Source organism: Nocardioides sp. YIM B13467, from assembly GCF_042788075.1.
In the GTDB taxonomy this organism is placed as follows: domain Bacteria; phylum Actinomycetota; class Actinomycetes; order Propionibacteriales; family Nocardioidaceae; genus Nocardioides.
The window spans coordinates 2,772,539-2,798,097 of the sequence record NZ_JBHZPJ010000046.1 but is presented as its reverse complement, the minus strand read 5'-3'; the positions used below and the strand labels follow the sequence as shown (position 1 = coordinate 2,798,097).

Below are 25,559 nucleotides of genomic sequence, written 5' to 3'. Positions count from 1 at the left end.
TCAGGAGCCGCTGGTGACCCGGTCGTGCACCCCGGTGACACCCACCGCCTGAGCACAGTGAGCGCAGCAGAACATGTGCTGCTCGTTCTGCACCCCGTGCCCGAGGACGCGGGTGCCGCAGTTGACGCACACGGGCGCGATCACCGGCACAGCACACTCGATCGAGTCGAAGACATGACGCTCACCCGAGGCCGTGGTCACCTCGAAGGTCTCGTCGTAGTCGTTACCGCACGTGACGCACTTACCCATGGTCGGTCCTTTCGCTCCAGTTGCTTACCGGACTTCACACCGGACGCCACGCGGCCCGGGACCCTCGCGGGCACCGGGCCGCATGGTGTCTACGTGAAGATGCTCACCCCACCGGGGCCGACCAACAAGCCGACCACGATGAGGACTGCTCCCCATAGGATTTGGCCACGGACCAGCGCCAGGATGCCGCCGATCACCAAGACTGCCGCGATCAGCCAGAGAAGTAGTGCCATTTGGATCTCACCTCGGTGTGTAGTTGTTGCGGGGGATGCCCCTTTCGGTACCCACTTGGCGCGTGCTCAAACCTCCCGAGGTCCTTTGCGATCCTCCGAACGTTCCTCCGAGGTCACGGTGCGGCCCCCGCGACGACCGTATGGAGCACGTCGTGCCAGTCGGCGAGGAATCGGTCGAGGCCGTAGCGTCTCTTGGCGTGACGGCGGCCGATCCGGCCGGCCTGCTCCGCGACGTCGGGATCCTTCATCAGGTAACGCACGGCAGGAACGATCTGGTCGCGGCGGGTGGTGACGAAACCCGCCTCGGACGGCACCGCGAGCGGGGTCTCGGTGGTGGCCAGGGCGACGATCGGCATGCCGAGGTACATCGCCTCGATCAGCGAGATCCCCAGCGACGTCCAGCGGTTGAGGTCGACATAGACGCGGCGCCGCGGAAGATGGTCGTGCAGGTCGCGCTGGGACAGGCTCTCGTACGTCCTCAGGCCCCGGTACGCGGGCAGGTGCTCGACACGCGCGCCGAAGACGTCGGCGCCGACACCCTCGGCCAGCTCCGGGATCAGGTCGGCGCCGACCGAGCGGCCGCGGCGTACCGGGTCGTTGACGACCACCGCGGCGCGCTCGATGTCCCCGGTGTAGCGGCGACCCGGATCGACGATGCCGTGCTCGATCACCGTGGTCGGGGTGCCGCCACAGTCCCAGAGGAGGTCGTTGAAACCGGTGACGTGCACGATCGGGACATCGCCGCCCGCCATCGGGTGGCGGGTGTCGGGGACGTTCCCGGCCGGGGTGTCGTGCTCCAGATAGACGGCGGGTACGTCGCGGCCCGGCCGCCGACCGCCGAGCCACTGCTCGGCCAGCTCGACCTCGTGCGGACGCTGGAGGAGAACGACGTCGACCTCCTCGTCCGCCAGCGACTCGGGAGAGACCTCCCGCGCTGCCGCGGGCCACTCGCAGGTGGGCGGGCGTCCTCGCCCGTCGGGGCCCCGGTCCGGAGTGGTCGGGAGCAGGTAGTCGTGGCGACCGTGCACGAACGCCGTCGTCCAGGCGCCGTGCACGTGCCAGATCAGGATTCTCATTCCCTCCCGGTGCCCGGACGGGCCTGCGCTGATGCGGCACGGCGGGACAAAGTCGTCCGAGATTCACCCGAAGGGGTGGTTGCGCCTCCGATGGCGCACACCCGCCGGGGTGAAGTTCCCCCTGGAGCCGTTGGAAGACGGTCCGGACCGGCACTAACTACCCATGACGACGACAACTTTCGAGACAGACCTCCCCCGTTCCGAACGCCAGCGTCTGACCTCAGAGCTGTTGGCGGAGGCACACGATGCGGACGGTGAGGAGCGGGATCGAATCCTCGAGGAGGTGATCCTGCTCAACGCGGCGGTCGCCCGCTCGATCGCCCACCGCTACACGGGCCGCGGCATCCCCCGCGCCGATCTCGAGCAGGTCGCATACATCGCGCTCGTCCGGGCCGCGAAGAGCTTCCATCCCGATCGCGCCGACGACTTCCTCACCTATGCCGTACCCACGATCCGCGGTGAGGTGAAGCGCTGGTTCCGTGACCACGGCTGGACGGTGCGGCCGCCGCGCCCCATCCAGGAGCTGCAGAGCACGCTGCTGCGGATCGGGTCGGAGCGGGGCAACCTGCCCACCTCGGAGCTGGCCGAGATCGCCCACGTGCCGGAGCAGAAGGTACGCGAGGCGCTCGACGCCCGTGGCTGCTTCACCCCCTCCTCGCTGGACGCCCCGCTGCGCCCCGGCGACGCCGGGTCGTCGACGGAGGCGACCATCGGAGACATGCTGCCCGGCATCGACGGCGGACTCGACGGCTGCGAGACCCGGCTCGCCCTGGAGCAGGCGATCCGCGTGCTGTGTCCGCGCGACCAGCTCGTGGTGAGGCTGCGCTTCATCGAGGACCGCAGCCAGGCAGAGATCGGCGAGGCCATCGGCGTCACCCAGACCCAGGTCTCCCGGATCCTGACCCGGATCATCGACGAGCTGCGTGATCAGCTCGAAGGCGTAGGAATGGCCGCATGACCCGCACCCACGACGGGTACGGGACACGAGAGCCGACCCCGACACAAGGAGATCTGGCATGACGTACTCAACGATCACCGGCGAACGCACCGACACCCCTCAGCGCACGCTGTGGAACGGCACGACGCCCAAGACCAAGTGGCAGGAATCGTCCTGGGGCAAGCGGATCACGGCTGCCGCCGCAGTCCTGGTCCCGATCGTGATGGCCGTCGCCACCACCGTCGTACGCAAGAAGGGCACCGACGCGGTGCTGCGACGCATCAGGGGAGGCAAGAAGAAGTGAGGACCAAACGAAACCTCTTCACCTTCGCGCTGGGTGGCGTAGCCGGCTACATCGTCGGCCGCTACCCCGCTGCGACGTACGAGAAGCTACGTGACGGAGCCGGTGTGACCGTCGGCCTGGCCCGCGAGCGGATCGGCATCATGACCGAGTCCCTCCCACTGGGACGGGCCGGCGACCACCGAGCTCCTACCACCCAGCCGCCGGAGACCGGTGACGACGTCATCGACCGCACGTCGACGGCTTACGTCTCTCGGCCGCATCCCTAGCCCCTTGCCGCTGCTGGCTCTTGGGAATGCTTTGCCGCCGGCCCTTTCCTCACGGAAGGGCCGGCGGCAAATGTTTGGCCGAGTCGCTTGGCCGAGTCGGCGGCCACAGGGCCACGCGCCAACTGAAGCTAGCGCCCAACCGCCTTCTCGAGCTCGGCCTTGCTCATCTTCGAACGTCCCTTGACGTTCTTGTCCTTGGCCTCCTCGTACAGCTGGGCCTTGGTCCTCCCACCCGAGCCGCGGTGGCTGCGTAAGCCACCGCGGCGGCCTGAGGAGATGTCGTTGGTCGAGGTGCGGCTGCTTTCGCGGGACTCTCCCCCACGGGCGCGCTCCTTGTTCACCGTACGAGCCGCGATCTCCTCGGCGGTGTCCTCGTTCTCACCGCGGTCGAGCAGGCCTTCCTTGATGTGCTCGTACTGTCGTTCTCGCTTCTTGCTCCAGGCACGTTGCGGCATCTCAACTCCTCTTTCACGGTTGATCGGCGCGCTCGTCGTCGTCGGCGACCTGCTTGCTCCGCTTGGCGTCATAGAGCCAGGCGGCGATGCCGACCAGGACGACGATCGCGCCGATCACGACGAAGATGACTACTGGGGTGCTCATGGGTGTCCGGTACCCAGCACCCACCCGGACTACGCGGCGACGACCACCCGCATGCGGCGGATGATCCGGGCGAGGGCCCGGGAGACCTGGGCCTGGGTCGCGCCTATCTTCTCGCCGATCTCGGCCTGGCTGAGGCCGTCGACGAAGCGCAGCCGCACGATCGTCCGGTCTGCCTCGTCGAGCTGGTCGAGCGCCTCCTCGACGATGACCCGCGCCTCCGCGCGTTCGAAGCCCGGGTCGAGGGCGCCCAGCCGCTCCGAGAGCGGCCTCTCGGTGTCGTCGTCAAGGCGCTCCGTACGCACTCCGCGGGCCTGCTCGCGGAAGCAGTGACGCATCTCGCCGTTGGCGACCGTGACGGCATAGCTCAAGAACTCGCCCTGCGAGGGGTCGTAGCGGCGCGCGGCCTTCACCAGCCCCATCCTCGCGGCCTGGCGGAGGTCGTCGATCTCGATACCTCGGCCCGCGTAGCGGGCGGCCAGGGAGCGTGCCACCGGCAGGTGGCGTACGACCAGGTCAGCCCGGAGCGTTGAATCCTGTGTCATGTCCATGACCCGAGTCTGTCGCGCCGACCGGCCAGATCACCGGTTTCGGAAGCGAAATGGCCCTCAGGGGTGAGCTCAACCCCCACAGCAGACAACACGCTCACCCCTGAGGGTTAGAACCGCGGCCCCGGGTCCGTTGCCGAGACCGCGGCACCGACAGCGCACCGTGGTGTCAACCCAATGCACGCGGAAGTCACCCTGATTGCTCTGTCGACACCGCCTCGGTAACCATCCGGGCACCCACGGATGCGCCCGACTCCACAGAATTCTCGTCGGGCGGGGCGAAACCGTGGGTGATCGCCCAGCTGACCGCCTGGCTGCGGGTGGTGACCTCGATCTTGCGGTAGGCCTGCCGGATGTGGCTCTTGAGCGTGTTCACGCTCAAGACGAGCTTGGCGGCGATCTCGTTGTTGGAGAGGCCCTGGGCGATCAGCGCGATCACCTCGACCTCCCGGGTGGTGAGTCCGGCGACGGTGCCGAGCCGGTCCTCCTGTTCGCCGATCGGCTTGCCGACGGCGGTGAGCTCGATACTACGTACGAGGTCTCCGGCGTGCACGCTCATCGAGACCCAAGCCTTCGCCCCGAGCGAGTAGGCCTTCGCGCGCAGATCGGGGCGCATGTCGCGGCTGAAGATCAACACGTTGGCATCGGTCTCGTGCAGCAGATGCCTGAGGTCGGAGCCGTCGGTCAGGTGCAGACCGAGGGTGTCGTAGAGGATGACATCGACGCCCGGCGCCCGGCCGCGTACGGACGAAAGAGCGGTCACGACCAACCGGTCCGGATAGTCCGCGAGCATGCTGATGAGCCCCCGCATGACAACCTCCTGCGGACTGACAACCGCGACCCGCACCACCCCCGTCCTCATCATGCTTGAACCTTCTCAGATCGGTGGTCAGTTGGACAGGCGTATGGGCAGAACACGCCGTGGGTACCAGGGCGGATGTCCACGCAGACCCTGAGACAGGAGCAGCCCATGTCCCACGTGACCGAAGACCTCAAGAAGGCCTCCGAGCTACCCCAGGGCGACGTGGTGAGGATGCTGCTGCAGCAGCACGCCGGCATCCGGCAGCTCTGCGCGACGGTGGGGAGCTCCGAGGGCCCGGCCAGACGCCAGGCGTTCGACGACCTCCGGGTCCTGCTCGCGGTGCACGAGACCGCCGAGCAGATCGTCGTCCACACGGTCACCTCGACCCATGGCTCCGAGACGCTCGCCAAGGCGCTCAGCGCCGACGAGAAGGAGGTCGCCGAGATGCTGGCCCGGCTCGAGCAGGTCGGCGTCGACGGCCCGGAGTTCGATGAGATCTTTCCGATCTTCCAGATCGCGGTCGAGCAGCACACCGAGGAGGAGGAGCGGGTCGAGTTCCCGTTGCTTCTCGGCCAGCTCGACGAGACGTCCCGGCACATGATGGGCAAGCGGCTGTCAGCGGCCGAGCTCGTCGCACCGACCCACCCTCACCCCGGCTCCGCCGGATCGGTGCCCAAGCAGCTGGCCACGATGCCGTTCCACTCGATCGTGGACCGAGTCAGGGACGCGATGAGCCGTTCGTGACGTGGCACAGTGGGTACTGAGCGGCACCGACGACATCATCGAATTCTTCAGATGGGAGCAGAACCATGGTCGAGAAGGAAACCCAAGACCCCGTGACCGGCGCCGACGAGAGCACCGAGTCCCCGATCCCCTTCCCAACCCCGGAGCGGGTCGAGGAGGAAGACGCCGAGCGTGATCGCCAGGACGAGACCGAGGAAGAGACCTTCCCCGCCAGCGACCCGCAGTCCAGCTGGGCAGGTCCCGCGGATCCGCGGGATCGCTGATCCTCAGGCGTTCCAGGCCGAGTGGCCAGGGTCGGCCGGGCCCTCGACGCGGTATCGCAGATGCGTCACCCGGTCGCCCTGGACCACCTCGGGATCACTGAGCAGCACCGAAGATGCGTACGTCCCGAAGAACGGCTTTCCCCTGCCGATGAGCAACGGTGCGACATCGAGCTGGATCTCGTCCACCAGCCCGGCAGCGAGCGCCTGACCCGCCACCTCGCCGGCGCACAGGCCGATCGGGGTGCCGCCGGCCAGCTCCTTCGCCTTGGCTATGCCCGCCTCGACCGAGGTCTCGAAGTGGTAGCTGGCCTCGGGGTGCCACCCCTCCGGCTTGGGCCGGTGGCTGACGACCACCACATGGTCGCCGGTCGGTGGCTTGCCCTCCCAGCCATTGGTGATGTCGAAGAGATGGCGCCCGATCACCATCGTCGTCGACGTCTCCCAGAAGTCGCGTACGTAGTCCCACGACGCCTTGGAGATCCGTCCGGCCCCGCCGAGCACCTCGACGTCGCCGTTGTTGTACCAGTCGAACAGGTGCCCCGGCATGTCGTCCTCGTAGCCGATGAACCCGTCGACCGACACCACCGCCTGCATGATCACCGTCATCGTCCCCACCACTCTCTGTTAGTAAACCGATTGGTTGACTACCAGGAAAGCGCGAAGCAGCGCCATTTGTCAACCAACTGGTTGACAAATGGCGCCGCTTGACGTGATCCGAGCGCCTCAGGCGAGGCCGCGACGCTCCAGCAGCGGAGCGATCGGGGCCGGGCGGCCGCGCCACTCCGCATAGGACTCCAGCGGGTCCCGGGTGCCGCCGATGCCGATCACATAGCGGACGTACGCCTCGCCGTTCTCCCTGGTCAGGCCACCGTTCTCCTTGAACCACGCGACCGTGTCGGCGTCGAGGACCTCGGACCAGATGTAGGAGTAGTAGGCCGAGGCGTAGCCGCCGAAGATGTGCTTGAAGTACGCCGTGTAGTAGCGGGGCCGCACCGCCGGGTTGTCCAGGCCGACCGCCGAGAGCGCGGCCGCCTCGAACTCCTCGACCGCCTCCCGCGAGGTCGGCACATCGGCCGGGCCGAGCTCGTGCCAGGCCAGGTCGATGAGCGCGGCGGCCAGGTATTCGGAGGTTGCGAACCCCTCGTTGAACGTGGCGGACGCCTCGAGCTTGCCGAGCACGTCGGCCGGGATCGGCTCACCGGTCTCGTGATGCACGGCGTAGTTGGCGAGCACCTCGGGCCACAGCATCCACATCTCATTGACCTGGGACGGGTACTCGACGAAGTCGCGGTAGACCGACGTCGCCGCGAACCGCGGGTAGGTCGCCCGCGCCAGCAGCCCGTGGAGCGCGTGCCCGAACTCGTGGAAGAGCGTGTTGACCTGGTCGAACGTGAGCAGCGTCGGCTCCCCCGGCGCCGGCTTGGGCACGTTGAGGTTGTTGGTCACGACCGCCGACGGCTCACCCAGCAGCGTGTTGGCGGTGACGTAGGAGTTCATCCACGCACCGCCCTTCTTCGAGTCCCGGGTGTAGAGGTCGAGCAGGAAGAGCCCGATCGGCTCGCCGTCGCGGGAGACCTCGAAGACGCGTACCTCGGGGTGGTAGCCCTGCAGGTCGGGGCGCTCCTCGAAAGTCAGCCCGTAGAGCCGGCCGGCGGCGAAGAAGACGCCGTCGCGAAGCACGCGGTCGGCCTCGAACCACGGCCGCAGGACGGCCAGGTCGACGTCGTACTCCGAGACCCGGACCTTCTCCGCGTAGAAGGGCCAGTCCCAGGCCTCGATCGGCCCACCCGCCGACGCCTCGAGGGCGGCCTGCTCGGCCCGCGCGTTGCGAGCCGCCGGCGCAGCCAGCCGCTCCAGCATGTCGCGGACGGCCTTCGGCGTGCCGGCCGTATTGTCGGCGGTCACCAGCCCGGCGTAGCTGTCGAAGCCGAGCAGCTGCGCCTTCTCCGCCCGCAGCCGCAGCGCGTCGAGCGCGATGGCGCGGGTGTCGTTGGCGTTGCCACGCGAGCCGCGGGCGAGCTGTGCCTCGAACAGCCGCTGACGAAGCTCGCGGTTCTCCAGCACCGACAGGTAGGGGTGGGCGGTGAACAGGGTCAGCGTGATCAGGAACTTGCCCGCCAGCCCCCTGCCCTCGGCAGCCGCCGCAGCCGCGGAGATCTCCCCCGGGGTCAGCCCGGCGAGCTCCTCGACGGTGTCCACGACCACGGCGAGGTCGTTGGAGTCGGCCTGCGCCGCCTGCCCGAACGCCGCTTCCAGGCCGGAGATCTCCTGGTTGAGCTCTCGCAGCCGTGCCTTCTCCGCGGACCCCAGGGCAGCACCGGCGAGCACGAAGTCGCGGTGGTAGCGCTCGACCAGATAGCGGTCCTCGCCCTCCAGCTCGGCCCGCTTCTCATAGACCGCGTTCACCCGGGCGAAGAGCGCGTCGTCGAGGAGCAGCGCGTCGTGGTGGGCCGCAAGCCGCGGAGCGTACGCAGCATGGAGCTCCTCCAGATCGTCGTCGGAGTCCGCGGAGAGCAGCGAGAAGAAGACCCGTAGGACCCGGTCCAGCCGCTCGCCGGACCGCTCCAGGGCGACCAAGGTGTTCTCGAACGTCGGCTCCTCGGTGGAGGACGTGATCGCGGTGAGTGCGGCCAGCTGCTCGGCCATCCCCTGCTCGATCGCCGGGCCGTAGTCCTCGATCGAGATGTCCGCGAAACGGGGCAGGCGGTGGGGCAGGTCACTGGGCTCGAGTAGGGCGTCGATCACATCGCGCACGCTATCTGAAACAGCCCGCGGACGGCCCGCGGATATCGGCTACCTTGGCGTCATGGCCGATTTCGATGACCTGCTTGCCGCGAACCAGACCTACGCCGACACGTTCGACACCGGCGGCTTCGACGGTGTCGCCCACGCCGGAGTAGCGATCGTGACCTGCATGGACTCCCGCATCGAGCCGCTGGCCATGCTGGGACTGAGCCTCGGGGACGCCAAGATCTTCCGCAACCCCGGTGGCCGGGTGACCCCGCAGGCGATGGAGGCACTGGTGCTCGGCGTGCACCTCCTCAACGTCAAGCGCATCCTGATCGTGCCCCACACCCGCTGTGCGGTCGCCTCCAACACCGAGGCCGAGCTGCGTGCCAAGCTCGCCGAGTCCGCCGGTCAGGACGCGTCCTGGCTCCATCTGCACGTCGTCGACGACCAGGTCCGCGCGCTCGCCGAGGACGTCGCCAAGGTCCGCTCGCACCCGTTCGTCCCCGAGGACGTCAAGGTCGGCGGATTCATCTACGACGTCGACACGGGTCTGCTCAACCAGAAGATCTGACGCCGCGCACCCGCGAAGCGGGTCGAGATCTACCCCTGAAATGGCATGCGCCCCAACCACCTGTAGGCAAGAGTTGAGGCGTGAGCCTCACAGAACCGGCACAGCGTGAGATCGCCGCCCAGGCGATCGACCTGCACAAGACCTACGGCAAGGGCGCCGCAGAGGTCCGCGCGCTCGACGGCGTGAGCCTGGACCTCTACGCGGGGCAGTTCACCGCGATCATGGGTCCTTCGGGCTCGGGCAAGTCGACGCTGATGCACTGCCTGGCCGCGCTCGACAAGCCTACGACGGGCGAGGTGATCGTCGGCGGCCGCAAGCTCGGCAAGCTGCGCGACCGCCGCCTCACCTCGCTGCGGCGCGACAAGATCGGGTTCGTCTTCCAGGCGTTCAACCTGGTGCCGACGCTGACCGCGCAGGAGAACATCCTGCTGCCGCTCTCGCTGGCCCGGAAGAAGCCGGACCCGGGGTGGTTCGACCAGGTCATCGACACGGTCGACCTGCGGCCGCGGCTCTCTCACAAGCCGAGCGAGCTCTCCGGCGGACAGCAGCAGCGGGTCGCCTGTGCCCGGGCGCTGGTCTCCAAGCCCGACATCGTCTTCGCCGACGAGCCGACCGGCAATCTCGACTCCACCTCCGCCGCCCAGGTGCTCGACTTCCTGCGCCACAGCGTCGACGACCTGGGCCAGACCATCGTCATGGTCTCCCACGACCCGGTCGCCGCCTCCTACTGCGACCGGGTGATCTTCCTGGCCGACGGGCGCGTCGTCGACGAGCTGGCCAAGCCGAGCCGCGAGGAGATCCTGGCCCACATGGCCGACCTGCAGGCGCGGGCGATGGGCCTGGCTCCGATCGGCGAAGGCGCCTGAGGGTGAACGAGCGTCAGCGAGTGAAGCAAACAATCGGCACGCCGCCACGTCCGTACTCTGGCGCTTGCGCAACGGCGACGACCGGAGCGAGGTCGAGCGAGGGAGTGACCCCGCGAAGCGGGGAGGTGGCGGCGTGCTCCGGCTGACGCTGCGCAACCTCGCCGCGCACAAGGTGCGCCTGCTCATGTCGACGCTCGCGATCGTCCTGGGCGTGGCGTTCCTGGCTGGCGTACTCACCTTCTCGCACGGGCTCGACCGCACCTTCTCCGGGATCATCAACGGCTCCACGCCCGACGGGCAGGTACGCCCGGCCAACAGCGCGAGCTCGGCCGAGGCCAGCCGCCCCGGCAGTGGCGGCGCGGCCACGCTGGCACCGGCGGCCATCGAGAAGCTGCGTACGCTGCCGGAGGTCGCCCGCGCCGACGGCGTCGTCCAGGGCGCGGGGCTCTACGTGCTCGACACCGACGACAAGCTGGTCAGCAGCTCGGGTGCGCCGACGCTGGCGTTCAACCACACCGGAACCCCCAACCTGCTCGGCGAGCCGTCGCTCGAGCTCATCCGAGGGAGCTGGCCGACCGGGGACAAGGAGCTCGTCCTCGACGAGGCGACCGCGGAGAAGGCCGGCTACCAGGTGGGAGACTCCGTCACCCTGATCGCACCCCAGGGCGAGACCCGCCGCAAGGTCACCCTCACCGGCACCGCCTCCTTCAACGGCGGCGGCACCGCTGGGGCACAGCTGCTGATCTTCAGCACCGCAGGTGCCCAGAGCCTGTTCACCGACGGCAAGGACGTCTACTCCGGGATCTCGTTGACGGCCGCCCCCGGGGTCTCCCAGAAGGAGCTCGTCGAGGCCGCGGAGACGGTGGTCCCGAAGGGGTTCGAGGCCGTCACCGGCGACAAGATGGTCGAGGAGTCCGAGGACGCGATCGGCGAGTTCCTCGACGTGATCTCGGTCTTCCTGATCGTCTTCGCGGTGATCGCGGTCATCGTCGGCGCCTTCATCATCGTCAACACCTTCTCGATCCTGATAGCGCAGCGCTCCCGCCAGCTGGCGCTGCTGCGCGCCCTGGGGGCCTCCCGCCGCCAGGTCACCACCTCGGTGCTCTTCGAGGCGCTGGTGATGTCGCTGGTCGCGGCCACCATCGGCGTCCTCGCCGGCTGGGGGCTAGCCCACGGCCTGGCCGCCGCCTTCCGCCAGGCGGGGCTGGAGATCGCCTCCGACGTCCTCGTCCTCACCCCGCGCACCATCTGGATCTCCTACGCCGTGGGCGTCTGCGTCACGCTCGCCGCGGCCCTGCTCCCCTCCCGCCGGGCCGGAAAGGTCCCGCCGGTGGCGGCGATGCGCGAGGACACCCAGCCTCCGGCCAGATCCACCATCCTGCGTACGTCGGTGGGACTCGTCCTTCTTGTCGCCGGGCTCGCGATCGCTGCGGTGCCACGGATCGGGGTCCCGGAGATCACTCTTCCCGGCGGCTTCGACGTGCCGACGAGCCCGGCGCTGTGGGTGGGCGTCGGCGCCGGGATCTCGATCCTCTCGGTCGCCTGGATCAGCGCGTTCCTGGGCCGCCCTGTGCTGGCGGCGCTGCGTACGGTCTCGGGGGCGCTCTTCGGGATGACCGGAAAGCTGGCCGGCCAGAACGCGATGCGCGACCCACGGCGCACCGGCGCCACGGCGTCGGCGCTGATGATCGGCCTGGCGCTGGTCTCCCTGATCGGCGTGCTCGCCGCCTCGATGAACGCCTCCATCTCCGACGTGGTCGAGGAGCAGTTCAAGCCCGACCTGGTCGTGCAGAGCCCGACCTTCACCCCGTTCCCGACCTCGATCGGCGACGAGATGGAGAAGGTGGAGGGCGTCGCGACCGTCTCCCGTTCGCAGATCGCCCAGGCCGTCGTCGGCAAGGTGGACCTGCAGAACCCGAAGAAGAACGAGGTCGCGTTCCTCTTCGGCGTCGACGAGCACCTGCCACAGGTCTACGACCTCGACGTGCTCGAGGGCAGTGAGGACGTCAAGCCCGGCCAGGTGCTGGTCACCGACGAGGCCGCGAAGGAGCACAAGTGGCAGCTCGGCGACCGCATCGACCTCACCTTCGTCAGCGGGCGCCAGCAGCGCCCGCAGATCAGCGGGATCATCGCCCGGACCCAGGTCACCGGTGACATCACGGTACGCATCGAGGACCTCGTCGCGGCCAAGGTGCCGCGCGAGGACGCCTCGCTGAGCATCATGCTCGCCCGCGGAGCCGACCCGGCCGTCGTCCACGCCCGTCTCGACAAGCTCGTCGAGGACCGGCCGGTGGTCGCGGTGCAGGACAAGGACGAGTTCGCCGAGTCGATCAAGGGGCAGGTCAACCAGCTGCTCTACATGATCTACGGCCTGCTCGCACTGGCGATCGTGATCGCCGTGATCGGCATCGTCAACACCCTCGGCCTCAGCGTCATCGAGCGCACCCGCGAGATCGGGCTGCTGCGCGCCATCGGCCTCTCCCGCGGCCAGCTGCGCCGGATGATCACCCTGGAGTCGGTGACGATCGCGGTGCTCGGCGCGGTCCTCGGGCTCGCCCTCGGGGTGCTCTTCGGGGTGCTGCTGCGCGACGCGCTGCGCGAAGACCTCACCAGCCTGTGGGTGCCGCTCGACCAGCTGGCCGTCTTCATGGCGATCGCGGTGGTCGTCGGTGTCCTGGCCGCGCTCCTCCCGGCCATCCGCGCCGGGAGGGAAGACGTCCTCAAGGCCATCGCGTCGGAGTAGTGTGCCTCGGGTGAGCACCGAGCACTCCGTAGACCTGCCCGAACCCACCCTCCGCGTCAGCGAGCCGGAGACAGCCGCGGTCGGACTCCCCGGGGTGGCCCACTCGATGGAGTACGCGCTGCGCGAGATGGGCCCCAAGCGCAGCCTGCAGACGCTGCTCAAGGTCAACCAGGTCGGGGGCTTCGACTGCCCCTCGTGCGCCTGGCCGGACCCCGACCACCGCAAGGCGGCCGAGTTCTGCGAGAACGGCGCCAAGGCGGTGGCGTGGGAGGCGACCCGCAAGCGGGTCGACCGCGACTTCTTCGCGGCCAACTCGATCGCCTCGCTCAACGAGCGCGACGACCACTGGCTGGAGTCGCAGGGCCGGCTGACCGAGCCGATGTACGTCGCCCCCGGCGAGACCCACTACTCCCCCATCACCTGGTCCGACGCGATCTCGCTGATCGCCGACCGCATGCGCGCGACCGACCCCGACCGTTCGGTCTTCTACACCTCCGGCCGGGCGTCCAACGAGGCCGCGTTCGTCTACCAGCTGCTCGCCCGCCAGCTCGGCACCAACAACCTGCCCGACTGCTCCAACATGTGCCATGAGTCCAGCGGCACCGCGCTCGGCGAGGTCATCGGCATCGGCAAGGGCACGGTCACCTACGACGACCTCGCCGAACACTCCGACCTGATCTTCGTGGTCGGCCAGAACCCCGGCACCAACCACCCCCGGATGCTGACCGCGCTCGAGTCCGCCAAGGAGAACGGCGCCAAGGTCGTCTCGATCAACCCGCTGCGCGAGGCCGGAATGGGGCGGTTCCGCAACCCCCAGACCGTACGCGGCGTCACCGGCGTCGGCACCCAGCTCGCCGACGTCCACGTGCCCGTGCAGGTCAACGGCGACCTGGCGCTGTTCGCCGGGATCAACAAGCTGCTCGTCGAGCGCGACGCCATCGCGCACCCCTTCATCGAGGAGCACACCGACGGCTTCGAGGTCGCGGCGCAGGCCTGGGCAGCCATGGAGTGGGACGACATCACCCGGCTCAGCGGCATCTCCCGCGAGGAGATCGCGTCCCTGACCGACCTGGTCGAGTCCCGCGAGCGCGTCATCGTGTGCTGGGCGATGGGACTGACCCAGCACAAGAACTCGGTCGCCACGATCCGCGAGATCGCCTCGTTCCTGCTGCTGCGTGGCAACATCGGCAAGCCCGGCGCGGGCGCCTGCCCGGTCCGCGGCCACTCCAACGTGCAGGGCGACCGCACGATGGGCATCTGGGAGAAGCCGCCGGCGTGGTTCCTCGACGCGGTCGGTGCCGAGTTCGGCATCACACCGCCCCGTGAGGACGGCTTCGACGTCGTCGCTGCCATCGAGGCGATGCGCGACGGCGCCGTCGATGTCTTCCTCGCCCTGGGCGGCAACTTCGCCGCCGCGACCCCCGACACCGCCGTCACCACGGCCGCCCTGGCCAACGTCGGCCTCACCGTCCAGATCTCGACCAAGCTCAACCGCAGCCACCTCCACCACGGCCGCGAGGGCCTGATCCTCCCCTGCCTGGGCCGCACCGAGCGCGACGAGACCGGCGGCCGCGAGCAGTACGTCACCGTCGAGGACTCGATGGGCATGGTCCACGCCTCCTACGGCCGGCTGCTTCCCGGTTCGAAGGAGCTGCGCAGCGAGGTCGGCATCGTCTGCGCGATCGGCGAGGCGCTGTTCGGCTCGGATCAGGGCGTCGACTGGGCAACGATGGGCTCGGACTACTCCCGGATCCGCTGGCACATCTCCGCGGTGATCCCCGGGTTCGAGGACTTCGAGACCCGGCTGAAGGCACCCGGCGGCTTCGCCCTGCCCAACGGTCCCCGCGACTCGCGCAGCTTCAACACCGCGACCGGCCGAGCCCTGGTCACCGCCAACCCGCTGACCGCGGTCTCGGCTCCCCCGGGACACCTGCTGTTGCAGACGCTGCGCTCTCACGACCAGTTCAACACCACGGTCTACGGCTACGACGACCGCTACCGCGGCATCAAGGGCGGGCGACACGTCGTCTTCGTCAACCCCGAGGACCTCCGCGAGCTCGGCATCGCCGACGGCGACACCGTCGACATCGTCTCGGTCTGGACCGACGGCGAACGCCGCGCCGAGGGGTTCCGCGTCGTCGCCTACGCCACCCCGCGCGGCTCCGCCGCGGCGTACTTCCCGGAGACGAACGTTCTCATCCCGCTCGACTCCTACGCCGACGGCAGCCGCACCCCGACCTCGAAGTCGGTCGTCGTACGCCTCGACCCTCGNCACCGCCGGCGACGGCATGGACATCGTCGAGATCCTCCGCGACGTCTTGGACCTGTTCGAGACCGAGGCCGCCAACGGCCGCAAGGTCATCGAGGTCACCGGGACCGACCTGGCGGCGTTCTGCGACGCACGCCTGCCCGAACAGCACGACGCCTACCGCACCAAGCTCCGCGCCAACCTCAACGAGGTCGCCCAGAAGCTGGCATGACGTGGCGGGAAAACGTAAGAGCCCCGCTGGCGTCTCGGGTCACCAGCGGGGCAAGAACAATGTTGCCGCATCACCTAAGGGGTTGTCACCCCCTTTCGGCAAAATCTGCAGAATTTTGCATTGCAAGATCCTGGTGAGTCCGAAACGGCTTCACGCGGCACCCGTCAGATGACCGTCCCGACGTCCTTGGCGACGATGTTGTCCATCGCGCGTTCGGCGACGGCGGCGATGGTCATCGACGGGTTGCACGCTCCCGTGGTGCCGGGGATGAGCGCTCCGTCGAGCACGTAGAGGCCGTCCTGGCCCTGTACCCGGCCGTCGAGATCGCAGACGGTGCCCATGTTGGCGCCGCCGAGCGGGTGCCAGGTGCTGTTGACGATGGTGTTGGTGTCGATCAGGGCGCCGAGGCCGCCGCTGATCTTCGAGACCCGTTCGTGGATGGCGCGATAGCTCGCCGAGTCGCCACCGAAGGGGAAGCGCAGGCTCACCGAGTCGGTCAGCGAGCTGTAGCGGAAGCTGCCGCGGTCCGCGCTGACGCCGAAGCCGACCAGCATCGTGGCGCCCAGGTCGAGGCCGAGGGGGAGTGGTGGCACCGACGCCTGGATGACCGTGTTGGCCCTGGTCGGGTCGGCCCAGTCCTGGCTCTGGTAGACGACGGGCCCGCCTTGGGTGCCGGTGAGGTTCTCGTCGAAGGGGCGCCACATGTAGATCCGGTCGCCGTTGGTGCCCCAGCCCTGGCCGAGCTTCTCGGGAAGGTCCGGGATGGTGCCGGTCGCTGCGGCGCGGACCAGGAGCTTGCTGGTGTTGAGCGAGCCGGCCGCCATGACCAGTGCGCGGGTGGTCAGGATCTTCTGCTCCACCACGTCGCCGGCGTCGTTGGTGCGGTCGACGTGGACCTCCCAGCGGCCGTCGGCGGCCCGGGCCACGCTCGTCACGTTGTGACGGGTGGCGACCTGCACCAGGCCGGTGGCCTCGGCCTGCTCGATGTAGGTGACGTCGACGGAGTGCTTTCCGCCGTTGTTGACGCCGAGGGCGCAGTCGCCGTTGGTGTAGGACGGCGCCATCTCGCCGCGCAGCTCCGCGAGCGCGTAGGACCAGTCGATCGGCATCGGGATCTTCCGCAGGTCATAACCGGCGGCCTTCACGCGCTCGCCGAACGTACGCGAGACCCGGTAGTTGTCCGAGGCGATCAGCTCGTCGGGCGCGGTCGCGGCGCCGAGCATCTTGGCCACACGGGGGTAGTGGACCCGGTCCATGAGCTCGTAGTCGAGCTCGTTCGGGAACCAGGTGTTGAAGACCTCGGCCGAGGGCTGCAGAGTCATGCCCTGGTAGACCAGCGAGCCACCGCCGACGCCGGCCGCGCACATGGCCAGCATGTTCTGGCCGAGGACGGGCTCGAGGAGGCCGACGTACGGGCCGAAGTTCAGGGGAGTGCCGAGCAACTTCTGCAGGGGCTTGAGCGCCTCCGGCGCGGTGGTGTGGAACAGCACCCGCTTGTCGAGCGAGCGGATCGTCGGGAAGGTCTGCGCGTCCGGACCCGTCGGCCAGCGGCGGCCACGCTCGAGCACCGTGACAGGTACGCCGGCCTCGGCCAGCCGCAGCGCGGCCACCCCGCCACCGAACCCGGACCCGATGACGACCGCCCGGTGCTCCTCCCGTACCAGTCGTACGCGGCGGGGCGAGGTGGCTCCGGCCGGACCGGCGAGCAGGCCGGACGCCGCAGCACCGGCAGCGCCGGCAGCACCGGCCAAGAACGTACGTCGTGAGGCTGAGGACATGGTCAAGGGGACTCCCTCGGCTCGTGAATCGTCGGTTACTGCCGCGTAAGAGTTGACGAACGGGCCAAGTGTGTCAAGGTTCATAGCCCCGTTCTGGACAACTGTGTCCGGAACGCGACACGTCCCGGAGAGCCCGGCACAGCAACGCAGGAGGCGCAACCACAGCCATGTAGGCTGACCGCACTTCCAACAGTTAAGGACGATCTGAACCCCGATGGACGGACCGCAACCCGGCCAATATCCATGCCCGCTGAGTGATTCGCGGCCGTACCCGTCGAGGTTGGCGTGATGACCGAGGTTCTGTTCATCCTCCTGGCGCTGCTGCTGGTCGCCGCCTGTGGTGTGTTCGTGGCCGCCGAGTTCTCCCTGGTCACGGTCGACCACTCCCAGGTGGAGATGGCCGCCGAGCAGGGCGACAAGGGCGCCCAAGGCGTGCTCCGCGCGATGAAGGAGCTCTCCAGCAACCTCTCCGGCGCGCAGGTCGGCATCACCGTGACCAACCTCGGCATCGGCTGGATGTCGGAGCCGGCGATCGCCGAGCTGATCGACGCGCCGCTGCTCGCCTCCGGTCTGCCCGAGGGTGCGGTGGCGGGCGTCGCGGTGGCCATCGCGCTGACCCTCTCCACCATCGTCACGATGCTCTTCGGTGAGCTCGTCCCCAAGAACCTCGCGCTGGCCCTGCCCCTGGAGACGGCGCGCGTCACCCAGGGCCCGATGCGGGCCTTCACCCGGCTCATGCGCGGCCCGATCAAGGTGCTCAACGGCACCGCCAACGCCATCGTGCGCCGCCTGGGCATGGAGCCACAGGAGGAGCTCCGCTCGGCGCGCAGCTCGGCCGAGCTCTCCTCGCTGATCCAGCGCAGCGCCCACGAGGGCACCCTCGACGCCGACACCGCCGAGCTGATGGAGCGCTCGGTCGAGTTCGGCACCCGCACGGCGGGGGAGATCATGACCCCGCGCGTACGCGTCCACAGCCTCGACCACAACGACCGTGCCGAAGCGCTGATCGAGCTCACCCGGCGTACCGGCAACTCCCGCTTCCCGGTGCTCGACGACAACGAGGCCGTGGTCGGCACCGTGCACGTCAAGGCGGCCGTGGCCCTGCCGGTGCACGAGCGGCCCACGGCCAAGGTCAAGCACCTGATGGTGCCGCCGGTGGTCGTACCCGACTCGCTGCGCCTGGACCCGCTGATGGCGCTGCTGCGCGCCGAGGGGTTCCAGCTGGCCGTGGTGCTCGACGAGTACGGCGACCAGGCCGGCATCGTCACCCTCGAGGACGTGATCGAGGAGATCGTGGGCGATATCGCAGACGAGCACGACCCGCTCAGTGCCCGCGCGCGGCTGCGCCGCGACGGCGGCTGGTCGCTGTCCGGCCTACTGCGTCCCGACGAGGTCGAGGACATCACCGGTGTCGCACTGCCGGAGAGCGAGGACTACGACACCGTCGCCGGTCTGATGCTGAGCCTGCTGGGCCGCATTCCCGAGCCGGGAGCGAGCGCCGAGCTGACGGTGCCCGGCACTCCGCCGCCCGACTCCGACGATGACGACGTCTACGCGAGGTACGTGAAGCTGACCGTGGAGATCATGGACGGGCGCAGGATCGACCGGATCTCGATGCAGGTGATCGGCTGATGAGCACCACTATGGGACTCGTGCTCGGCCTGGTGCTGCTGCTCGCCAACGCCTTCTTCGTCGGCTCGGAGTTCGCCCTGGTCTCGGCCCGGCGCAGCCAGATCGAGCCCGCCGCCCAGGCCGGCTCGCAGATGGCCAGGATCACTCTGCGCGCGATGGAGAACATCAGCCTGATGATGGCCGGCGCTCAGCTGGGCATCACCGTCTGCTCGGTGCTCCTTCTGGCGATCACCGAGCCGGCGCTGGCCCACCTGCTCGAGCCCGGCTTCGACCTGATCGGGCTGCCCGAGGCGTTCCACCACCCGGTCGCCTTCGTGATCGCGATGCTCGTGGTCACCTACCTGCACGTGGTGGTCGGCGAGATGGTGCCGAAGAACATCGCACTCGCCGGCCCCGACAAGGCCGCTCTCGTCCTCGGTCCGGCCATCTACGCGGTCGTCTACGTGCTCCGCCCGATCATCGTCGCCTTCAACTACGCCGCCAACGTCTGCATCCGCGCGCTCGGCATCGAGCCCAAGGACGAGGTGAGCTCCGCCTTCACCCGCGCGGAGGTGGCCGCCATGGTCGAGGAGTCCCGTGGCGAGGGGCTCCTGGAGGAGGACGAGTACGGCCGCCTGGCCGGCGCACTCGGCTTCACCGAGAAGACGGTCGCCAAGGTCACCATCCCGATCTCCGACTGGACGATCGTGCCGCGCGGCGCCTCGGGTGCCGACATCGAGGCGGTGTGCGCCACGACCGGCTACAGCCGCTTCCCGGTCGCGGGCGACAACGGCGACCTGGTCGGCTACCTGCACATCAAGGACGTACTCGAGCCCGATGACGTACGCCGCCGGCAGCCCGTCCAGAACAAGTGGATCCGCCCGTTCGCGACGGTCACCCCCGACGACGCACTCCACGAGACCCTCGAGACCCTGCAGCGCCGCGGTGCGCACCTGGCCCGAGTCGTTCGTGAGGACGGCAGCACCATCGGGCTGGCGACGCTGGAGGACGTCATCGAGGAGCTGGTCGGCGAGATCCGCGACGCCGCCCACGCCGACGACTCAACGGCTACCGACTAGGGTTGGCTCGTGCCGCGTCTGGTGACAGAGGAGAGCCCGCAGATGCCCAACCGTCGATCCGGTGATCCCCGCCTGCAACATGGCCGGGACACGCGGCGACCGCGGGGCTCGGCCGACCGCAACCAGCCCGTGCTCGGCAAGCTGCTCAGCATCCTGCGGCTCGTCTACGCGCCGGTGATGCTGTGGGCGGTGATGATCGCCGAGGACGACACGATCGCACTGTCCGCGTTCGGTCTCGCGGTGGTCACCGACCTGCTCGACAGCTGGCTGAACCGCAAGCAGCTGGGCCGCCGCCGCTCGGGCGAGCTTCTCGACGTGGTGGCCAACACCGTCTTCGTCCTGGCCGCGACGCTCGCGCTCTGGCAGATCGACGTGATCCCGTGGCCGATCGCGCTGCTGGTGCCGCTGCGGCTCGTCGGCCTGCTGGCGATGATCCCGGCCCTGCGCAGCCGTGGGGTGCGTACGCTGCCCGTCCATCTCCTCGGCAAGGTGGCCGCCTTCTGCATGCTGGCCTCCTTCCCGCTGCTCTACCTCAGCCACGACATCCCCGAGACCCTCGACCTCGGCCTGGAGCCGAGCCTGCCCATCCAGGTGGCGCAGGCCTTCGGCTGGGCCTTCGCGCTGTGGGGGATCCTGCTGCTGTGGTGGAGCCTGGTCCTCTACGCCCAGGAGGCGCGGCGCCTGATGGCCACCACGCCGCCGCTGGAGAAGGGCGGGACGACCCGTGCCTGACGAGATCCCCGGTTCCGAGGACCTGCGGGCCTACGTCACCAAGCCACTGCTCGACCGCATCACCGACCAGGCGATCGACTCCGACTACATGGCCGCCGCCGAGCGGCGCGAGCCCTCGGGGGAGGAGCCGACGCGGCGTCGCCGGCCCGGCCTGTGGGCGATGGTGGTCGTCGGGCTCTTCGCGCTGCTGGCCACGACCGCCGCGGTGCAGACCTCCCGCAACGAGGACATCCGCCAGACCAGCAGGCAGGTCCTGGTCGACCGCATCGAGCAGCGCCAGGACCGGATCTCCGACCTGCACCAGCAGATCTCCGAGCTGCGTGAGAGCAACCAGAGCCGCGAGGCGGCGCTCAACGCGCTCGGCCTGCGGGCCGAGTCGGCCTCCTCGACCGCCGCGGCGACCGCGGAGGAGACCGGGTTCGCTCCGGTGACCGGCTCGGGGATCAGGATCACGATCGACAACGCCGCCGACGGCAGCGAGGGCGGCACCGTCCGCGACTACGATCTCGCCGTGATCGTCAACGGACTGTGGCAGGCAGGCGCGACCGCCGTCGCCGTCGACGGCCAACGGGTCACCCCGCGCAGCGGCGTGATCACCTCCGGTGCCACCCTCCGGATGAACGACGTCTCGCTCTCGCCGCCCTATGAGGTGTCGGCCATCGGCGACACGCGTACGCTGGCCGCACGCTTCGCCGAGACGGTCTCCGGCGCGATGATTCACACCACGACGCAGGACTACGGGATGCCCTACGACGTCGAGAACATCGACCGGCTCACCCTTCCCGCGGCGCCGCCTGATCTGCTGGAGTTGACCCACCTCGGGGCCAAGTCCAAGGACAAGGGCACCCAGGGCTCCGAGAAGCCCACCGAAAACACCGACGAAGACTCCGAAGAGAACAGCGAAGGGGACCGCGAAGAATGATCGCCGTCATCGGCCTAGTGATCGGCATCGTGCTGGGACTGTTCTTCCAGCCCGAGGTGCCTGTCGGCCTGGCGCCTTACCTGCCGATCGCCGTCGTCGCCGCGCTGGACGCCGTCTTCGGCGCGCTGCGCGCGTTCATGGACGGCATCTTCGACGACAAGGTCTTCGTCGTCTCGTTCATCAGCAACGTCGTCATCGCCGCCGGCATCGTCTACCTCGGTGACCGCCTCGGCGTCGGCGGCCAGCTGTCCACCGGCGTCATCGTCGTCCTCGGCATCCGCATCTTCACCAACGTCGCAGCCATCCGGAGGCACATCTTCCATGCCTGACCGGAAGAGGAGGCCACCGGCGAAGCGGACCCCGGCCAAGCGGACTCCTGCGAAGAAGGCACCGGCGAAGAAGCCAGCCGTGCCCGCGGAGGAGACCGTGACCGAGGACGTCGCTAAGCCCGAGGCCTCAGACGTCGGTACGCCGCCTGCTGAGCAGGCACCGGCGGAGTCTGCCGAGACGACCGACGCCGCCGAGAACGAGGAGCCGTCGGAGACGGACGCGCCCGACGAGGCTGAGTCCGATGAGGCTGTCGACGAGCCTGAGGAGCCGGTGGCCGAGGAATCGGACGACACCGAGGTCGCGGAGGACGAGCCGGTCGAGTCGACCGACAAGGCGGACGACGTCGAGCCTGCTGAGCCTGTCGAGTCGGCCGGGGCTGAGGAACCGGCCGCCGACGAGGTCGAGAAGGCCGACGAGCCCGCTGAGAGCACCGAGCCCGACGAGGTCGAGGACGCGGCTGAAGACGAGCAGGTCGATGAGGCCGACGAGGTCGCCGAAGCCGAGGAGCTGCCGAAGACCCAGAAGGCCGATGAGCCTGACGAGTCGGATGAGCCCGATGAGTCTGACGAGTCCGATGAGTCTGATGAGCCCGAGGAGGAGCCTGCGCCGCTGATCGGCCGGGCGCGGCTCTTCGACGCGCTCACCCACTTCCGGCGCGGCCAGGTGGCCGTGGCGGTCCTGCTCTGCGTACTCGGCTACGCCGCCGTGGTGCAGGTCCAGACGAACACCGAGGACTCGACGTACGCCGGTCTGCGCGAGCAGGAGCTGATCGACATCCTCTCCGGCCTGGCCGGCACGACGCAGAAGGCCCAGGAGCAGATCGAGGAGCTCGAGGCGACCCGTGACGAGCTCGAGGACCAGACCCTCCAGCAGCAGACCGCGCTGCAGCGTGCCGAGGACCAGGTCGACACGCTCCGGGTGATCGCCGGGACGGTGCCGGTCAGCGGTCCGGGCATCACGATCGAGATCGACCCCGGCGCCGACCCGATACGGCTGACCGCGCTCCTCGACCTGATCGAGGAACTGCGTACGAGCGGTGCCGAGGCGATGGAGGTCGAGGGGGCCGACGGCGAGGCCGTACGCCTGGTCGCATCGTCCTCGATCGAGGTCAGCCAGCCTGGCCAGGGACTCAACGTGGGCGGCGAGCTGATCAGCCCGCCCTACCGCCTCCAGGTGATCGGCCCGCCCGACACGCTGGCCGGCGCGATCGACTTCTACCAGGGCCCGCAGGACCAGCTCGAGGAGCAGGGCGCGGAGGTAAAGGTGGAGTCGGAGGAGAAGATCGACATCGAGTCGATTCACACCGTGTCCCGCTGACCGTTTCGTCGGTGGGTCGCAGTAGGGTTTCGACAACGGCTCGCGGGACGATCTCCCGCGGCCAGACCAGTACGCCTGATGAGGAGATGGCCGTGTACCCCGAGGACCTGAAGTACACCAGCGAGCACGAGTGGCTGCGCAACCCTGGCGAGACCGAGGGCTCCGTACGGATCGGGATCACCAACTACGCCCAGGACGCCCTCGGCGACATCGTCTACGTGTCGATGCCCGCCCTCGGCGACACGATCAAGTCCGGCGAGAGCTGCGGCGAGCTGGAGTCGACCAAGTCGGTCAGCGACATCTACGCGCCGATCTCCGGCGAGGTCGTCGCGGTCAACGGATCGCTCGACGCCACGCCCGAGCTGGTCAACGACGACCCCTACGGCGGTGGCTGGCTGTTCGAGGTCACGCCGTCCGATCCTGCCGAGCTGGAGAGCCTCCTCGACGCCGCGGCGTACGAGGCATCACTCGACGCCTGAGGCTATGCACTAAGAATTGGGCGCAGCCCAACCGAACACCTGGGCCGACCTGATAGGTTGCGGATACCATCCCTCAACGTTCACTTGAGGGTAGGTGCCCGGCCCTCGATGAACCTGGAGCTCAAAAATGTCCGTGTGCCCCGCTTGCGGCAGCCAGAACCCCGACGAAGCGCGGTTCTGCTCGCAGTGTGGCGTAAGCCTGACCGGGACCGACCAGACCTCGACGATTCAGCTCGGGGCTGACGCCGACACCTCTGACCGGGTGCTGAGCCCGGTCGAGGCGGCCACCGTCGAGGCCCTGCCGCGGGGCAACGGCATGCTCGTCGTGCAGCGTGGTCCCGGTGCCGGAAGCCGCTTCCTGCTCGACCAGGACACCGTGGTCGCGGGTCGTCACCCGGACAGCGACATCTTCCTCGACGACGTCACCGTCTCGCGTCGCCACGCGGAGTTCGCGCGCACCGGCGACACCTTCGAGGTCTCCGACGTCGGCAGCCTCAACGGCACCTACGTCAACCGGGACCGGATCGAGAAGGTCGTCCTCAAGGACGGCGACGAGGTCCAGGTCGGCAAGTTCCGGCTCGTCTTCTACGCCGGACACGAAGGGGCGTAGCCGATGGCCGCCGCCGCGATGCCTGACCCACAACGGCCGGCTAGCGACTCGGGGGAGCGGCTCAACATCGGGCAGGTCCTGGATCAGCTGCGTCCGGACTTTCCCACGGTCACCATCCCGAAGATCCGGTTTCTCGAGGACAAGGGACTGATCAAGCCGGAGCGTACGCCCGCGGGCTACCGCAAGTTCTCCCGCCGTGATGTGGAGCGGCTGCGCTATGTCCTGAGGATGCAGCGCGACCACTACCTGCCGCTCAAGGTCATCGGTGAGCACCTCGACGCGATCGACCGCGGCCTCGAGCCGCCGGCGATCGAGGCGACCGTGCCAACGGTCCCGACAGTGGCCCTGACGCCCAGTGGCGCGCCGGGGGCGGAGTCGTTCCGGCGTACGGACAACATGCGGATCTCGCGACGCGAGCTCCTCAAGGTGGCCGAGGTCGACGACGCGCTGCTGACCGAGCTGGAGAAGATGGCGCTGGTGGTGCCGCTGCGCAGCGGTCACTACGACACCGACGCCCTCGCGATCGCGCGCACGGCCAAGGAGCTGGCCGAGTTCGGCATCGAGCCTCGTCACCTGCGCGGTATGAAGGCCGCCGCCGACCGCGAGGTCGGTCTCATCGAGCAGATCGTGGCGCCGCTGCGGCGCCCCGGGAACGCCGGAGCGCAGGGCCGGGCAGAGGAGATCGGCAGCGAGATCGCCTCGCTGGCGGTCCGTATGCACGCCACCTTGGTGAAGTCGGGACTGCGCGACCGCTGACTCGGTTCATGTCGCCGGTCAACCGGGCTGCTGTCGCGACCCGGAGACGGGTAGGGTGGATGTCATGCGCGAGGTCGATGTGCTCGGAGTCCGAGTGGAGATGCCCTCCAACCAGCCGATCGTGCTGTTGCGCGAGGTGGCGGGTGAGCGATACCTGCCCATCTGGATCGGCGCGGTGGAGGCGACCGCCATCGCCTTCGCCCAGCAGGGCGTGGTGCCGCCGCGGCCGCTGACCCACGACCTCCTCAAGGACGTGCTCGAGGCGACCGGCAACGAGCTCACCGAGGTGCAGATCACCTCGGTCACCGACCGCGTCTTCTACGCCAACCTGGTCTTCGCCTCGGGTGTCGAGGTGAGCGCGCGGCCCTCGGACTCGATCGCGCTGGCGCTGCGTACGGGGACCAAGATCGTGGTCTCCGACGAGGTTCTCGACGAGGCCGGGCTCGCTGTCCCGGCCGAGCAGGAGGACGAGATCGAGAAGTTCCGCGAGTTCCTCGACGAGATCACGCCCGAGGACTTCGAGTCCCACTAGGGCT

Annotated in this window: 29 protein-coding genes and 1 pseudogene; 20 read left to right on the top strand and 10 right to left on the bottom strand. The window is 68.9% G+C overall.

The features are described from left to right. The 3 genes from ACFX43_RS20495 to ACFX43_RS20485 all read right to left on the bottom strand — a co-directional run bounded on the left by ACFX43_RS20495 (position 1) and on the right by ACFX43_RS20485 (position 1,558). Complete coding sequence (locus ACFX43_RS20495) at positions 1–249, bottom strand: hypothetical protein (protein ID WP_378833814.1); 249 nt, start codon at positions 247–249, stop codon at positions 1–3. An 89-nt stretch (positions 250–338) separates the two neighbouring features. Next, positions 339–482 carry a GPGG-motif small membrane protein gene (locus ACFX43_RS20490; RefSeq protein WP_008361769.1) on the bottom strand — a complete coding sequence of 48 codons (144 nt, stop codon included), beginning with the start codon at positions 480–482 and terminating at the stop codon, positions 339–341. A gap of 113 nt (positions 483–595) precedes the next feature. Then, positions 596–1,558, bottom strand: coding sequence for a glycosyltransferase (locus tag ACFX43_RS20485; protein ID WP_378833806.1), 963 nt, complete (start codon positions 1,556–1,558; stop codon positions 596–598). A 163-nt stretch (positions 1,559–1,721) separates the two neighbouring features. Between ACFX43_RS20485 and ACFX43_RS20480 the strand changes: the two genes are divergently transcribed. The 3 genes from ACFX43_RS20480 to ACFX43_RS20470 are packed head-to-tail and all read left to right on the top strand — an operon-like array spanning position 1,722 to position 3,065. Beyond that, a complete protein-coding gene (locus ACFX43_RS20480) occupies positions 1,722–2,516 on the top strand; it encodes a sigma-70 family RNA polymerase sigma factor (RefSeq protein WP_378833798.1) in 795 nt (264 codons plus the stop codon). A gap of 58 nt (positions 2,517–2,574) precedes the next feature. Further along, positions 2,575–2,799 carry a hypothetical protein gene (locus tag ACFX43_RS20475; RefSeq protein ID WP_378833792.1) on the top strand — a complete coding sequence of 75 codons (225 nt, stop codon included), beginning with the start codon at positions 2,575–2,577 and terminating at the stop codon, positions 2,797–2,799. After that, the gene (locus ACFX43_RS20470; RefSeq protein ID WP_378833786.1) at positions 2,796–3,065 is read left to right on the top strand and encodes a hypothetical protein; all 270 of its coding nucleotides are present in this window, start codon (positions 2,796–2,798) and stop codon (positions 3,063–3,065) included. The genes ACFX43_RS20475 and ACFX43_RS20470 overlap by 4 nt, the downstream gene beginning before the upstream one ends. Before the next feature lie 128 nt (positions 3,066–3,193). Here ACFX43_RS20470 and ACFX43_RS20465 read toward each other — a convergent pair whose 3' ends face one another. The 4 genes from ACFX43_RS20465 to ACFX43_RS20450 all read right to left on the bottom strand — a co-directional run bounded on the left by ACFX43_RS20465 (position 3,194) and on the right by ACFX43_RS20450 (position 5,021). Continuing rightward, positions 3,194–3,520 carry a plasmid stabilization protein gene (locus tag ACFX43_RS20465; RefSeq protein ID WP_378833781.1) on the bottom strand — a complete coding sequence of 109 codons (327 nt, stop codon included), beginning with the start codon at positions 3,518–3,520 and terminating at the stop codon, positions 3,194–3,196. Between the two features lie 13 nt (positions 3,521–3,533). After that, positions 3,534–3,665, bottom strand: a complete 132-nt coding sequence (locus ACFX43_RS20460; protein ID WP_378833777.1) for a hypothetical protein — start codon at positions 3,663–3,665, stop codon at positions 3,534–3,536. 29 nt (positions 3,666–3,694) lie between these two features. Next, complete coding sequence (locus ACFX43_RS20455) at positions 3,695–4,213, bottom strand: sigma-70 family RNA polymerase sigma factor (RefSeq protein ID WP_378833773.1); 519 nt, start codon at positions 4,211–4,213, stop codon at positions 3,695–3,697. Positions 4,214–4,400: 187 nt separating this feature from the next. Further along, the gene (locus ACFX43_RS20450) at positions 4,401–5,021 is read right to left on the bottom strand and encodes a response regulator transcription factor (RefSeq protein ID WP_378833769.1); all 621 of its coding nucleotides are present in this window, start codon (positions 5,019–5,021) and stop codon (positions 4,401–4,403) included. Between the two features lie 159 nt (positions 5,022–5,180). Between ACFX43_RS20450 and ACFX43_RS20445 the strand changes: the two genes are divergently transcribed. After that, entirely contained in the window at positions 5,181–5,756 is a 576-nt protein-coding gene (locus tag ACFX43_RS20445) for a hemerythrin domain-containing protein (protein WP_378833761.1), read from the top strand. Between the two features lie 65 nt (positions 5,757–5,821). Then, positions 5,822–6,019: a hypothetical protein gene (locus ACFX43_RS20440; RefSeq protein ID WP_378833753.1), complete on the top strand. Its 198-nt coding sequence runs from the start codon at positions 5,822–5,824 to the stop codon at positions 6,017–6,019. A 3-nt stretch (positions 6,020–6,022) separates the two neighbouring features. Here ACFX43_RS20440 and ACFX43_RS20435 read toward each other — a convergent pair whose 3' ends face one another. Together ACFX43_RS20435 and ACFX43_RS20430 are read right to left on the bottom strand one after the other, a co-directional pair. Further along, complete coding sequence (locus ACFX43_RS20435) at positions 6,023–6,625, bottom strand: dihydrofolate reductase family protein (protein WP_378833749.1); 603 nt, start codon at positions 6,623–6,625, stop codon at positions 6,023–6,025. Between the two features lie 117 nt (positions 6,626–6,742). Next, positions 6,743–8,764: a M3 family metallopeptidase gene (locus ACFX43_RS20430; RefSeq protein ID WP_378833745.1), complete on the bottom strand. Its 2,022-nt coding sequence runs from the start codon at positions 8,762–8,764 to the stop codon at positions 6,743–6,745. Positions 8,765–8,825: 61 nt separating this feature from the next. On the opposite strand from ACFX43_RS20430, the gene ACFX43_RS20425 reads away from it, so the two are divergent. The 5 genes and pseudogenes from ACFX43_RS20425 (at position 8,826) to ACFX43_RS20405 (ending at position 15,409) form a co-directional block, all read left to right on the top strand. Beyond that, on the top strand, positions 8,826–9,320 hold the full coding sequence (locus tag ACFX43_RS20425) for a beta-class carbonic anhydrase (protein WP_378833742.1): 495 nt from the start codon (positions 8,826–8,828) through the stop codon (positions 9,318–9,320). An 80-nt stretch (positions 9,321–9,400) separates the two neighbouring features. Next, positions 9,401–10,186: an ABC transporter ATP-binding protein gene (locus ACFX43_RS20420; protein WP_357340661.1), complete on the top strand. Its 786-nt coding sequence runs from the start codon at positions 9,401–9,403 to the stop codon at positions 10,184–10,186. A 133-nt stretch (positions 10,187–10,319) separates the two neighbouring features. Then, positions 10,320–12,929: an ABC transporter permease gene (locus ACFX43_RS20415; RefSeq protein WP_378833732.1), complete on the top strand. Its 2,610-nt coding sequence runs from the start codon at positions 10,320–10,322 to the stop codon at positions 12,927–12,929. Then, positions 12,856–15,186 (top strand): annotated as a pseudogene (locus ACFX43_RS20410) (FdhF/YdeP family oxidoreductase); the annotation flags it as partial. The gene ACFX43_RS20415 and the pseudogene ACFX43_RS20410, both read left to right, overlap by 74 nt. A gap of 31 nt (positions 15,187–15,217) precedes the next feature. Beyond that, a complete protein-coding gene (locus ACFX43_RS20405) occupies positions 15,218–15,409 on the top strand; it encodes a DUF1048 domain-containing protein (RefSeq protein WP_378841047.1) in 192 nt (63 codons plus the stop codon). A gap of 164 nt (positions 15,410–15,573) precedes the next feature. On the opposite strand, the gene ACFX43_RS20400 is transcribed toward ACFX43_RS20405, so the two are convergent. Continuing rightward, positions 15,574–17,187: a GMC oxidoreductase gene (locus ACFX43_RS20400; protein ID WP_378833724.1), complete on the bottom strand. Its 1,614-nt coding sequence runs from the start codon at positions 17,185–17,187 to the stop codon at positions 15,574–15,576. A gap of 288 nt (positions 17,188–17,475) precedes the next feature. On the opposite strand from ACFX43_RS20400, the gene ACFX43_RS20395 reads away from it, so the two are divergent. From ACFX43_RS20395 to ACFX43_RS20350, 10 genes are all read left to right on the top strand, one after another. Then, entirely contained in the window at positions 17,476–18,819 is a 1,344-nt protein-coding gene (locus ACFX43_RS20395) for a hemolysin family protein (RefSeq protein WP_378833720.1), read from the top strand. Next, positions 18,819–19,877, top strand: a complete 1,059-nt coding sequence (locus ACFX43_RS20390) for a hemolysin family protein (RefSeq protein ID WP_378833714.1) — start codon at positions 18,819–18,821, stop codon at positions 19,875–19,877. Before ACFX43_RS20395 ends, ACFX43_RS20390 begins: the two co-directional genes overlap by 1 nt. Positions 19,878–19,919: 42 nt before the next feature. Continuing rightward, a complete protein-coding gene (locus ACFX43_RS20385) occupies positions 19,920–20,609 on the top strand; it encodes a CDP-alcohol phosphatidyltransferase family protein (RefSeq protein ID WP_378833709.1) in 690 nt (229 codons plus the stop codon). Further along, complete coding sequence (locus tag ACFX43_RS20380; RefSeq protein WP_378833704.1) at positions 20,602–21,531, top strand: DUF881 domain-containing protein; 930 nt, start codon at positions 20,602–20,604, stop codon at positions 21,529–21,531. The genes ACFX43_RS20385 and ACFX43_RS20380 overlap by 8 nt, the downstream gene beginning before the upstream one ends. Beyond that, positions 21,528–21,860, top strand: a complete 333-nt coding sequence (locus ACFX43_RS20375) for a small basic family protein (protein WP_008359542.1) — start codon at positions 21,528–21,530, stop codon at positions 21,858–21,860. Before ACFX43_RS20380 ends, ACFX43_RS20375 begins: the two co-directional genes overlap by 4 nt. Continuing rightward, positions 21,853–23,178 carry a DUF881 domain-containing protein gene (locus ACFX43_RS20370; protein ID WP_378833697.1) on the top strand — a complete coding sequence of 442 codons (1,326 nt, stop codon included), beginning with the start codon at positions 21,853–21,855 and terminating at the stop codon, positions 23,176–23,178. Before ACFX43_RS20375 ends, ACFX43_RS20370 begins: the two co-directional genes overlap by 8 nt. 92 nt (positions 23,179–23,270) lie before the next feature. Next, a complete protein-coding gene (gene gcvH, locus ACFX43_RS20365) occupies positions 23,271–23,657 on the top strand; it encodes a glycine cleavage system protein GcvH (protein ID WP_378833691.1) in 387 nt (128 codons plus the stop codon). A gap of 127 nt (positions 23,658–23,784) precedes the next feature. Continuing rightward, the gene (locus ACFX43_RS20360) at positions 23,785–24,267 is read left to right on the top strand and encodes an FHA domain-containing protein (RefSeq protein ID WP_160023650.1); all 483 of its coding nucleotides are present in this window, start codon (positions 23,785–23,787) and stop codon (positions 24,265–24,267) included. 3 nt (positions 24,268–24,270) lie between these two features. Then, entirely contained in the window at positions 24,271–25,023 is a 753-nt protein-coding gene (locus ACFX43_RS20355; RefSeq protein WP_378833681.1) for a MerR family transcriptional regulator, read from the top strand. 64 nt (positions 25,024–25,087) lie between these two features. Beyond that, the gene (locus ACFX43_RS20350; RefSeq protein WP_091042032.1) at positions 25,088–25,555 is read left to right on the top strand and encodes a bifunctional nuclease family protein; all 468 of its coding nucleotides are present in this window, start codon (positions 25,088–25,090) and stop codon (positions 25,553–25,555) included. The last annotated feature ends 4 nt before the right edge of the window (positions 25,556–25,559 follow it).